This is a genomic window from Mediterraneibacter agrestimuris (assembly GCF_943193195.1).
GTDB classification, from domain to species: domain Bacteria; phylum Bacillota; class Clostridia; order Lachnospirales; family Lachnospiraceae; genus Schaedlerella; species Schaedlerella agrestimuris.
Genome location: NZ_CALPDG010000001.1, coordinates 89,281 through 101,397, shown reverse-complemented (window position 1 = coordinate 101,397; position 12,117 = coordinate 89,281). Strand labels below are relative to the sequence as shown.

Annotated in this window: 7 protein-coding genes; 6 read left to right on the top strand and 1 reads right to left on the bottom strand. The window is 42.0% G+C overall.

Features of this window, described 5'->3' with window-relative positions; genetic code table 11:
* Position 1: 1 nt before the first annotated feature.
* The 6 genes from NFS18_RS00485 to glgB all read left to right on the top strand — a co-directional run bounded on the left by NFS18_RS00485 (position 2) and on the right by glgB (position 10,291).
* Positions 2 to 1,117 (top strand): LacI family DNA-binding transcriptional regulator, encoded by a 1,116-nt coding sequence (locus NFS18_RS00485; protein WP_251386590.1) that lies wholly within the window; start codon positions 2 to 4, stop codon positions 1,115 to 1,117.
* 313 nt (positions 1,118 to 1,430) lie between these two features.
* Positions 1,431 to 2,084 carry a fructose-6-phosphate aldolase gene (fsa, locus tag NFS18_RS00480; RefSeq protein WP_251386588.1) on the top strand — a complete coding sequence of 218 codons (654 nt, stop codon included), beginning with the start codon at positions 1,431 to 1,433 and terminating at the stop codon, positions 2,082 to 2,084.
* Between the two features lie 37 nt (positions 2,085 to 2,121).
* Complete coding sequence (locus NFS18_RS00475; RefSeq protein ID WP_251386586.1) at positions 2,122 to 2,958, top strand: transketolase; 837 nt, start codon at positions 2,122 to 2,124, stop codon at positions 2,956 to 2,958.
* Positions 2,946 to 3,884 (top strand): transketolase family protein, encoded by a 939-nt coding sequence (locus NFS18_RS00470; protein ID WP_251386584.1) that lies wholly within the window; start codon positions 2,946 to 2,948, stop codon positions 3,882 to 3,884. The genes NFS18_RS00475 and NFS18_RS00470 overlap by 13 nt, the downstream gene beginning before the upstream one ends.
* A 1,270-nt stretch (positions 3,885 to 5,154) precedes the next feature.
* Positions 5,155 to 8,220 (top strand): hypothetical protein, encoded by a 3,066-nt coding sequence (locus NFS18_RS00465; protein ID WP_331477411.1) that lies wholly within the window; start codon positions 5,155 to 5,157, stop codon positions 8,218 to 8,220.
* Between the two features lie 145 nt (positions 8,221 to 8,365).
* Positions 8,366 to 10,291, top strand: a complete 1,926-nt coding sequence (gene glgB, locus NFS18_RS00460; protein ID WP_251386580.1) for a 1,4-alpha-glucan branching protein GlgB — start codon at positions 8,366 to 8,368, stop codon at positions 10,289 to 10,291.
* A gap of 176 nt (positions 10,292 to 10,467) precedes the next feature.
* Here glgB and NFS18_RS00455 read toward each other — a convergent pair whose 3' ends face one another.
* Positions 10,468 to 11,985, bottom strand: coding sequence for a PucR family transcriptional regulator (locus tag NFS18_RS00455; RefSeq protein ID WP_251386578.1), 1,518 nt, complete (start codon positions 11,983 to 11,985; stop codon positions 10,468 to 10,470).
* Between the last annotated feature and the right edge of the window lie 132 nt (positions 11,986 to 12,117).

Below are 12,117 nucleotides of genomic sequence, written 5' to 3'. Positions count from 1 at the left end.
CATGAGCAGACATAAAGTGACTTCTTCTGATGTTGCAGAGCGGGCGGGAGTTTCACAGGCAACGGTGTCGATGGTGCTGAACAAAAAATATAATGTATCCTTTTCTAAAGAAGTGATCGAGAGGGTAGAACATGCAGCAAAAGAACTTGGCTATGAACTGCCCAGGCGGCGCGTTCAGCGGGAGAGCAGGAAAGAAAAACTGCTCGTTGCATTTTGTCCGAATCTGACGAATCCTTATTATGTTATGCTTTTGCAGGGGATTGAATCCCGTGCGAAGGAACAGGGATACGGGTTGTTTGTGTGTAATACACAGCGGAATCTGGAACTGGAGGAACGATATTTGAAAATGCTTCCGTCCCTGAATCCGCGCGGGGCAATTTATATGTGCAATCCAACCCGGAGTTTTCTGCCGTTGATAGAGGAAATGTCACAGAGGATTCCTTTTGCTGTGATAAATAATCAGAATGAACGGCTGGATGTGGATGCAGTGGAGCTGGATAATTCTAAGCTGGGCCGGATTATGGCGCGCCATCTGCTGGAATTGGGACACCGGGATGTGGCATATATCGCACCGCCGCTGACTGTGAGACAGAAACAGCGGTCCAAGCGTGTAGAGGGATTTTTAAAGGAATTTAAAGAAGCCGGAATTGGGGAACATGTCGTCATTAAAGCGGCGAATGAATCCATTGACGAGGATGTAACCGGAATTGATTCAGAATATCGGATTGGGTATGATCTGACGAAAGAACTGCTTGCGGAGTATGATAATCTGACGGCGATCGTAGGACTCAATGACATGATCGCCTTTGGAATTCTGGACGCGCTCTATGATGCGAAGTATAAAGTACCGGGAGATATATCTGTGATGGGGTGCGATAATACACTGTTTGCAAAAATGCATAAAGTGTCATTGACAACGATAGAACATTTTGTCATCTATAAGGGCAGGGATGCCTGCGATATTATCATGAAGAAGATAAAAACCCATGACCGCAGATATGCAGATATGGAACCAGTTAGTATTTACCATGTGGAATATGAGCCCAGAATTGTGAAGCGGGGAACAACTTCAAGTCCGAAAATAAGAGGGGGAAACAGACCACATTTGACAAAATAGCTAAGTGACCGCAGAACATACAAGAAAAAAGTTAAATTAACTAAAATCCAAGTTTTATTAATAATAAATTCGAGGAAATGCTTTTTGTAATATTTTTAAAGGAATAAAAATATGCAGGTACAGTGCGCAATTCATGAAATTAATAGTAGAAGGAAAGTTCTTATTTTTAATAAAGACATTTGATTTTATTAATAATTTTTGAATATTAATTGCTGAAAATAATTAATAAAAATGACACCCATTGACCGCTGCATTTTTGTTGATTATAATCAAAATCAGAATAGACAACGCACATATAAAAAGGAGAAAAGCTATGAAATTTTTTATCGACACAGCAAAAGTTGAGGACATCAAAAAAGCAAATGACATGGGAGTAATCTGCGGGGTAACAACAAATCCGTCTCTGATCGCAAAAGAAGGACGTGTATTTGAAGAAGTAATTGCAGAAATCGCATCCATTGTTGATGGCCCGATCAGCGGAGAGGTTAAGGCAACAACAGTTGATGCAGAAGGGATGATCGCAGAAGGACGTGAAATTGCTAAGATTCACCCGAACATGGTAGTAAAGATTCCAATGACGGCAGAAGGTCTGAAGGCTTGTAAAGCGCTGACAGCCGAGGGGATCAAGACAAATGTAACACTGGTCTTTACCGCAAACCAGGCACTTCTTGCAGCAAGAGCAGGAGCTACATATGTATCTCCGTTCCTTGGAAGACTGGATGATATTTCCGTACGCGGAACAGACTTGATCGCAGAGATTGCTCAGATTTTTGAAGTTGCAGGAATTGAGACAGAGATTATCGCGGCAAGTGTGCGTAATCCGATTCACGTAACAGACTGCGCTTTGGCAGGTGCTGATATCGCAACAGTTCCGTACAATGTAATCGAGCAGATGACACATCATCCGTTGACTGATGCAGGAATTGAAAAATTCCAGGCTGATTACAGAGCTGTATTTGGAAATTAGTTCAGTTACTATAACAATATATTTTCAGGAGGAACTTATGGACAAATTAGAATTGATGAAAACTGCGAATGAAGTCCGCAAAGGCATTGTAACTGCAACACACAGCGCAAAATCCGGACATCCAGGCGGTTCTATGTCTGCGGCAGACATTTACACATATTTGTATTTTAAAGAAATGAATATTGATCCGGCAGATCCGAAGAAGAAAGACCGTGACCGTTTTGTATTATCTAAGGGACACACTGCACCGGGTTTATATTCCACTTTGGCAAACAGGGGATTTTTTCCGACAGAAGATCTGACTACATTGCGTCACACAGGTTCGTACTTGCAGGGGCACCCGGATATGAAGCATATTCCGGGGGTGGACATGTCTTCTGGCTCTCTGGGACAGGGGATTTCTGCGGCAGTTGGTATGGCAATCGCAGGAAAGCTGGATAGCGCTGACTACAGAGTATATACGCTGTTAGGCGACGGTGAGATTCAGGAAGGTCAGGTCTGGGAGGCTGCTATGCTGGCAGGGTTCCGTAAGCTGGACAATCTTGTAGTGATCGTGGATAATAACAATCTTCAGATTGACGGAGCAATTACAGAGGTTAACTCCCCATATCCGATAGACAAGAAGTTTGAGGCATTTAATTTCCATGTGATCAATATTGACGGAAATGATTTTGACCAGATTGAAGCTGCTTTCAAAGAAGCAAGAGAGACAAAGGGAATGCCGACGGCAATTGTTGCCAAGACTGTCAAAGGAAAAGGCGTGTCCTTTATGGAGAACCAGGTGAGCTGGCATGGCGTGGCCCCGAATGATGAGCAATATGCAGAGGCAATGAAAGAATTAGAAGAGGCAGGTGAAGCATTATGTCAGATGTAAAGAAAATCGCAACAAGAGAGAGTTATGGTAATGCTTTGGCTGAACTTGGCAAAGAGCATGAGGATGTAGTTGTTCTGGATGCTGACCTTGCGGCAGCAACGAAGACAGGTGTGTTTAAAAAAGTATTTCCAAAGAGACATATCGACTGTGGCATTGCAGAGTCTAATATGATCGGCGTGGCAGCAGGACTTGCTGCGGCAGGGAAAGTACCGTTTGCAAGTTCATTTGCTATGTTTGCAGCAGGACGTGCCTTTGAGCAGGTGCGTAACTCTGTCGGATATCCGAAGCTGAATGTTAAGATTGGCGCGACTCATGCAGGAATCTCCGTTGGAGAAGACGGTGCGACTCACCAGTGTAATGAAGATATCGCGCTGATGAGAACAATACCAGGAATGGTTGTTATTAATCCATCTGATGATGTGGAAGCACGTGCTGCGGTGAAAGCAGCTTACGAGCATCAGGGTCCGGTATATCTGCGTTTTGGAAGATTGGCAGTGCCGGTTATCAATGACAAAGAGGATTATAAATTTGAGATTGGAAAAGGTGTTGTGCTTCGGGAAGGTAAGGACGTGGCAATTATCGCAAGCGGACTGCCTGTAGCAAACTGTCTGGAAGCAGCACAGAAGCTGGCAGCAGACGGTATTGATGCGAAGGTGATCAATATTCACACGATCAAGCCGTTAGATGAGCAGCTGGTTGTGGCAGCCGCAAAAGAAACAGGAAAAGTTGTGACTGTAGAGGAGCATTCGGTAATTGGCGGTCTTGGAAGCGCTGTATGTGATGTGCTGAGCGAGCAGGCACCGACCAGAACACTGAAGATCGGAATCAATGATACATTTGGCGAATCCGGCCCGGCAGTAGAGCTGGTTAAGAAGTATGGTCTGGATGCAGATAGTATTTATGAACGTATAAAGGCATTTGTATAAGACTTGGCTTTTTGAGAGTACAATAATATAAAATAGGGCGGATTCAGTTGCCATGCATACGACAAAAAGAGAGAGGTGTACCGAGGAGGGTATGCCTCTTTTATACGTAGGGAATATTAGTATCACTGTTCACAGTAACGTGCAAAAATCCATACTTATTGAACATTAGTGGTTCAATAAGAATACAAAATAATATGTGGCAAAAAACAATTAAATTTTCAGAAAATTCATAATAAAACAAACAATTATAAATTTATATTTAAAATATATTAAAAGAGGTTGACAATTAAAAACTGCTGTGCTATTATAAAGTCAATCCAAAAACAAATATCCTAAAACATAAAGAATACAATTTTCGTATTTCAAAATGATATCTCAAGAGAGATTTTAAGAGGATATTTTCAAAAGAGTACAGCACTCTTTAGCGGATATAGATTATAGAAAAGGAGGTAAAGGTCCCATGGACAGTATTTCAATATTTTCTATTCAATATGTCAGTGGTACGGTGAATGGAAGTTCCTGTGATGCAGAGACTTTTACCTGTACAAGATAAAGAATATTCGGTAAAGTTAGAATGAGAAAACTGACGGATCGGAGAGTAAGGAAGACCGAATAAAAAGTAATTAGTTAAGATTTTACATTCGCAGACATATTGAAGTATAGTTACCACATTCAATGAAAGTTCCAGTGATGTGTGAAGAAACATCTAAGGAATATGATCTCATAAGAAAGTATACATGAGTTATAGAAAGAATAATTTAGTAAGGTGTTGGGGTATTAAGAGTAATGATATTGCGGCGGTTGAACAATTATAGATGAAATAACCTAAGGATATACTTCAGAATATGATGATGGTACCGTAAGGATTTTGTTGTAAATAAATATAAAAATGATGTATTCACTCGGACATCAATTCTGTGGCAAGGGTTACATGAGAATGCAGGTGAATAGGTATAAAGTAATTTATATATCATAACAAAAGGTAAAGTCTACAGGAATTAAATCGTGAGATTCCTCCGGTTTTATAAATAAAAAGAAAGAATAATTAAATAAAAATAAAAAGTACATCCGGGTGTCAGCCAGGGATGTACTTTTTTTTGACAACATGGTTTCAGTATGGTAAACTATTGAAAGAATATCGGTAAGTATACCCACCCGGGCATCCCATAATTCATGCCTGCGGCGGGCTTTGTCCGATAAAATATGAATTACTAAAATAAAGATTAACAGAAAGAGACTAAGAAGAGAATAAGTTGATGAGGTGAGTGCAGTGGATAAGTATGAGTATAAGTTAAAGACAGAACAGATGCTTGAACTTATGAACGACGGTGCATACAACAGAGCCGCAGAGATTGCGGATACCATTGACTGGAAGCGGGTACGTAATTCGACGATGCTGGGAACGGTCAGCGAGATTTATGAGAAGAACAGAGATTATCAAAAGAGCTACGAGGTTCTGCGTGTTGCGTACAATCGGGCGGAGGGCAGCCGTAAGATTATTTCCCGTCTATGCACACTTGCACTAAGGACAGGGAATGTTGATGAAGCAATAGATTATTATGATGACTTTATGGAGCTTGCACCAAAAGACCCGAATCAGTTTATTTTAAAATATCGGATTCTGCGGGCTCAGAGGGCACCGATCGAGCAGCAGATACATGCACTTGAAGCTTTTAAGAAAGCGGAGTATATTGAAGAATGGGCATATGAGCTGGCAAAGTTATATCAGGAAGCCGGCATGACAAGAGAGTGCCTGGAGGAATGTGACGACTTGATTCTTTGGTTCAGCGAGGGGCAGTATGTATACCAGACAATGGAATTGAAGATGCAGTATAAGCCTTTGACACCGTCGCAGCAGGAGAAATACGACCGGAGATATGAAAAGATGTCTGTGTCCAATGAGACAGAAGAGATACCGGATCTGACGCAGTATCAGAAGACGGAAGCAGCGGGGGAGAAACCGGACGTTCAGATATCAGATGAGCCGCAGGGAATGAAGGAAGATAATACCGACAGTGAGGTCAGTAAGGAAAATGATCTGGCAGCACAGCAGTCGGGCAAGAAAAAAATCGGTAATACAATGAAGCTGGACGAAGCGCTGAAGAGTTTGTTGAATATCGTGATTAAAGCAGAGGATGAGCCAGCGGGCGAACCAGAGCCGGCAGAAGAGACGGACGAGGATCTGACGGAGCTGGAGAGTAAGATTGAGGCAATAGAATCTGTTGCAGATTTGGGATTTGCAGAAAAGGTGGCAGGTATAAGAAAACGAGAAGCTACTAAAGTCGATCCGGATCTGGAGGAGCTTAAGCCGTTGCCGGAAGAAGAATTAGAAGTAGATGATGAGGCACAAGAGCAGAAGGATGTCAAAATACAGAAAGCAGCTGAGTCTAATGGAGATCAGATTCAAGGTCAGATGAGCTTTATGGATATTCTTGAAGGATGGGGAGAACCGGAAGCGGAAGTGTCAGAAGAGACTGCGGAGGACTTTGCAGAAGAGGAAGCAGAAGTATTAGAAGAAACTGCGGAAGACTTTGTGGAAGAGGAAGCAGAAGTATTAGAAGAGACTGCGGAGGACTTTGTGGAAGAGGAAGCAGAAGTATTAGAAGAGACTGCGGAGGACTTTGTAGAAGAGGAAGCAGAAGTATTAGAAGAGACTGCGGAAGAGTTTGTGGAAGAGGAAGCAGAAGTATTAGGAGAGGCTGCGGAAGACTTTGTAGAAGAGGAAACAGAAGTATTAGAAGAGGCTGTAGAGGACTTTGTAGAAGAGGAAGCAGAAGTATTAGAAGAGGCTGTAGAGGACTTTGTAGAAGGGGAACCAGAATCTGTTGAAGAAATTGCAGAGGATGCAGATAATACAGTTATAATAGAACAAGAAGGGGAGACTATGGAGAATAAGAAGAACGATACACCTATTTTATCGCCGGATATTCAACGGCTGATTGATGAAATCGAAGGGAATATTCCGCCGCAGGAGGATGCAGATCAAAAGCCCCCTATGGAGGAAGGGGAAACAGAAGAGGCAGAGGATATTACAGCAGAAGAGAATTACGAGGAAGAAGCCTTTAAATGGGGCACGGAAGATGCTTTAGATGAAGAAGAAGCAGCAGGAGTGTTTTCAGGAGTATTTGATGGGGATGAAGAATCCGGTGAATTTAATGATGAAGAGTACGATGAAGAACTTGCAGACGAGTATGAAGAATACGATGAAGAACTCGCAGATGAGTATGACGAGTTCGATGAGATGGATGATGATTACGAAGAAGATGATGAGTATGACCTTGATTTAGAGGAGGAAGAGTCTGCCGAGGTTAATCTTGAAGAAGAGTTCCGCCTCCGTGAGTATGCAGATGGCATTGACGATCGTGAGGTTCCGGATGACGATGAGGAAGAAATGGATCTCTTGTCTGCAACAACACCGCTTAGCAGGAAAGAAACGGCAAAATTGATCGCAACCGGAAAGACAGCGCCGTTGCCATTAGATGAGATTTCGGATGCACTGTCTATGTCGGACACAGGATTTATTGTACATGGAAGATATGACTTGAAGACACAGAGTGGAATTGGCACGCGTGCAGGTCTGACAGAAGAGCAGAAGAAGCTGTTTTCTTACTTTGTACCGGTTCGAGGTATGAGTGAACAGTTGGTCGATGTGTTAGAGCAGGATAAGAATTGTACAAACCGCCAGGGAACATCCTGTACAGGTAATCTTTTGATTATTGGTAACAAGGGAAATGGTAAAACAGTTCTCGCCGTTGATGTTGTTAAGGCAATTCAGAAACAGCGAAAAATTCATAGAGGCAAGGTTGCTATTGTAACAGGGGAGTCTCTGAATAAGAAGAAAATCAGTGATATTGTGGGCAAGCTGTATGGGGGAGCTCTGATCATCGAAAAGGCCGGCAAAATGAATGAGAAGACAGTTTCAAGGCTGAATAAAGCAATGGAGCAGGACACAGGAGAATTGTTTATTGTACTGGAAGATCAGAGAAAACCGCTTGACAGACTGTTAAGTTCTAACAGAGAGTTTAGAAGGAAGTTTACAAGTCGATTGGAAGTGCCGGTATTTATCAATGATGAACTGGTAACATTTGGTCAGACCTATGCACAGGAGAATGGATACCGTATTGATGAAATGAGCATTCTGGCGCTTTACAGCCGAATTGATTCTCTTCAGAGAGAAGATCATGCTGTAACTATTGCAGAAGTGAAAGAGATTATGGATGAAGCGATGGCACATTCACAGAAAGCATCTGCAAAGAAACTGGTGAAGAGAGTATTTGGTAAGAATACGGATGATTCTGACAGGATTATCTTAACAGAGAAAGATTTTAATGTTTGATCCGGGTGCGGCATCTGCAGCAAAATAAGAAGAAAACACAAAAAGAACAGGGGATAGTTTACCTGTTCTTTTTTGTGTTTTCTCTTTTATTTTTTACTGATATCAAGTATAATGAGTATATCATTATGAGCGGCGAGGTATATTTATGAAAAAGAAAGAAACCTTAAAGAAGAATCTGCAGCCGTACGAGATCGGGGAACTTGATCAGTATCTGTTCGGCCAGGGAAGACATTATGAGATTTATAAGAAGCTGGGGGCACATACGGTTACACAGAATGGTGTGAAGGGCGTGTATTTTGCCGTATGGGCGCCAAATGCAAAGCGGGTATCAGTTATCGGAGAATTTAATGACTGGGACTTTGATCTGGATTATATGGAGCGTCAGGAACCTTTAGGAATCTACACCAAGTTTGTTCCGGAGGCAAAGGACGGGGATTTATATAAGTTCTGTATTGAGACACAGCAAGGCAAGCGCCTGTTTAAGGCAGATCCGTTTGCGAACTATGCGGAAGTGCGTCCGGGAACGGCTTCCCGCGTGACAGATATCGAACATTTGAAGTGGACGGACAAGGCATGGCTGGAGGAACGTAAGGAGTGGGATAACAAGATCAGTCCAATGTCCATTTATGAGGTCCATATGGGATCTTGGATGCGTCATCCCGGGCGTGAGGATGAAGGCTTTTACACATACCGGGAGTTTGCTGTTGCAATTGCAGATTATGTTAAGAAGATGGGATATACTCATGTAGAATTGATGGGTATGGCGGAGCATCCGTTTGACGGCTCTTGGGGATATCAGGTGACCGGGTATTATGCACCGACATCACGTTATGGTACGCCGGAAGATTTTGCATACATGATCGATTATCTGCATAAAAACAAGATTGGTGTCATTCTGGACTGGGTACCGGCGCATTTCCCTAGGGATGCACACGGACTGGCTGATTTTGACGGCACACCGACTTTTGAGTATGCAGATCCAAGAAAGGGAGAGCATCCGGACTGGGGGACGAAGATTTTTGATTTTGAGAAGCCGGAGGTACAGAATTTCCTCATAGGGAATGCGCTTTTCTGGATTGAGCATTATCATGTAGACGGGCTGCGTGTGGATGCGGTTGCATCGATGTTGTATCTTGATTACGGTAAGCAGGATGGTCAGTGGGTTGCCAATAAAAATGGCGGCAACGAGAATCTGGAAGCAATCGAGTTTTTTAAGCATTTAAATTCTGTTGTACTGGGGCGTAATCCAGGAAGTATGATGATCGCAGAGGAGTCTACGGCATGGCCAAAGGTGACCGGAGATCCGGAAGATGACGGGCTGGGATTCAGCCTGAAGTGGAATATGGGCTGGATGCATGATTTTACCGAATATATGAAGCTGGATCCGTTATTTAGGAAGAACGCGCATTATATGATGTCATTTTCTATGGAATACGCATATAGTGAGAATTATATTCTTGTGCTTTCACATGACGAGGTAGTGCATCTGAAGTGTTCTATGCTCAATAAGATGCCGGGACTGGGATTTGACAAGTTTGCCAATTTAAAAGCAGGATATGCCTTTATGATGGGTCATCCGGGCAAAAAGCTGTTGTTCATGGGACAGGAGTTTGCACAGCTTCGTGAATGGAGCGAGGAGCGTGAGCTTGACTGGTATCTGTTGGCGGAGAAACCGCATCAGTATATTCAGAACTGGATGCAGGATCTGCTCCAACTGTATAAGAAGAACAAGGCTATGTATGAATTGGATACAGATCCGGAAGGATTTAACTGGATCAATAAGGACGATCTGTTCAGAAGTATTTTCAGTTTTACACGCCATTCTAAGGATAAGAAAAAGAATTTGCTGTTTGTATGTAACTTTACACCGATGGAACGTCCTGACTACCGTGTAGGCGTGCCGAGGGGGAAGCAGTACAAGCTAGTATTGAACAGTGATGATGTAAGATATGGCGGAACGGGAGAGGAAAGACCGCTGGCATACAGGGCAAAGAAGGGTGAGTGTGACGGACAGCCATATTCATTTGCATATCCGCTGCAGCCATATGGAGTTGCAGTATTTGAGTTTTAAAATTTCAAAATAGAAATCTCCCATAGAAATCAGTATTTTGAATATCTGATATTCTATGGGAGTATTTGCGTTATAGGATATTGTCCGAAGTGCTCAGAAAACTCTTTTCAAACCGTGAACATAATTTCAAAGTAGAGTAATTTGTGAAGGCTAATCCATCTATAACAGCACTCTGCTTATATCAAATGCTGTTCGGTTAAAAGGGAAAAAACTTGTTTTGCAAGAAATAGACGAAGCACCACATTCGGGGAAGTCAGGTCTGCACCGGTCAGTTCTAAAATTCTGTTGATCCGGTGCTTTAATGTGTTGTAATGTATATATAAAGCTTCAGCAGTCTGCGTCATGTTAAGATTATGTTCTATGTAGGTGAATAGAGTGTGTACAAATCCGTAGTTTTTCTCTTTATCCATCGCATGCAGTTTCCAAATATAATCAGGTACCAGTTTTTCCAGATTGATAATCTCCCCATAGTTCAGAAGCATATGGTCTATCATTATATTTTCATAAAAAACAATCCGTCGCTCATCTTTTTTTTGTTGGAGTACAGACATGCCAGCGAGTGTTTGACCGCAGCTGGCGGCAAACTCATCAAGAGAGGAAAAGGGCAGACTTATGACTGCTCTGAAATCTGTTTCTTCCAGAAACTGTTGCAGATGCTCTTGCTGTATGTGAGTGAAAGGGTCTTTTTCTTTTTTATCATACAGAATCAAAAGTCGGCCGTTTTTTGTAATCCAGTAATAAGGACCCAAGATTGAATTCAGGCGGAAATGCAGCAGGTGAAGCTGATCATCGGTACTGCTGCCATCCCGGTGTTCCAGTGCGATTACAAAAAGAAAATCATAGAAGCGCAGACCGAGACGCTCCTGATGTCTGGCGATTCTGTCAGGATCATTGTATTTTCCACATATGATACCATGTAGGAAGGCATTTCCCGAAGAATATAAGTCGGGGCGGTACATAATATCATTCTGCATCCGGAGTTCAAGGAAATTGCATAATATTTGAAACAACTTACGAATCCGGTCATTGATCCTGTTTCCGTTGATTAGTCCGATCAGATATGCAGACGGAGAAGAGTCTCTCATAATTCTTCCTGCAATAAAATATCCTGAGTCAGTGGACATTTCATAATTGATATATTCTTTGGATGAAATTGTAGGTATCTGGTTATCTTTTTCAAAAAGTTTATGAAGAAAAGAAACTGAAAGTTCAGCATGTTCGAAGTCGGTACAGGCAAGTATATTAAAAGAGCGGTCTATCAGGACCAACGGTATTTGCAGTACCTCATAACCCTGTAAAAGAATCACGTCCAGTTCCGCCTTTTTCTTGACAGATCCTAGCAGATCTGCAGATAACAGACCGACCATTACTTGATTCTCAAAGATACCGGATGACAGGGCAAATAAATCCAAATTACGATATTCTTTTGAAAGCAGGAGATAAGTGTTCTGAACAGAAACTTTGTAACAATCAGGCAGCATGCAATCTTCAACCAGCATATAGCAGCAAGGAACATCTGGCGGAATCTCCGGAAGTTGGGACATTAATCCAATATATAGATTTTCAGTGGAGAAACCATTTTCAATGCCGTGATAAATCGGACGGAAATATTGTATGGTTTTTACCTGTCCTTGTATCAGTTCCGGCTGATATTCATTCAATTCTTCGTAAAAAGTGGAAACAGAAACGATCATTTTATTCCTCCTGTTGTTTTTTGCATGTTCAGGCAAATATGTGATTTAATGCTTGTACTTCCATATCTTTTTTTAATATACCATGTATTGTAAAATTTTGCAAAAATAATGAAATATATTGTCGAAAGTTAT

Excerpts from the sequence above, each read along its gene's own strand:
- NFS18_RS00485 (WP_251386590.1), top strand. The coding sequence starts at position 2 with ATGAGCAGACATAAAGTGACTTCTTCTGATGTTGCAGAGCGGGCGGGA.
- fsa (WP_251386588.1), top strand. The coding sequence starts at position 1,431 with ATGAAATTTTTTATCGACACAGCAAAAGTTGAGGACATCAAAAAAGCA.
- NFS18_RS00475 (WP_251386586.1), top strand. The coding sequence starts at position 2,122 with ATGGACAAATTAGAATTGATGAAAACTGCGAATGAAGTCCGCAAAGGC.
- NFS18_RS00470 (WP_251386584.1), top strand. The coding sequence starts at position 2,946 with ATGTCAGATGTAAAGAAAATCGCAACAAGAGAGAGTTATGGTAATGCT.
- glgB (WP_251386580.1), top strand. The coding sequence starts at position 8,366 with ATGAAAAAGAAAGAAACCTTAAAGAAGAATCTGCAGCCGTACGAGATC.
- NFS18_RS00455 (WP_251386578.1), bottom strand. The coding sequence starts at position 11,985 with ATGATCGTTTCTGTTTCCACTTTTTACGAAGAATTGAATGAATATCAG.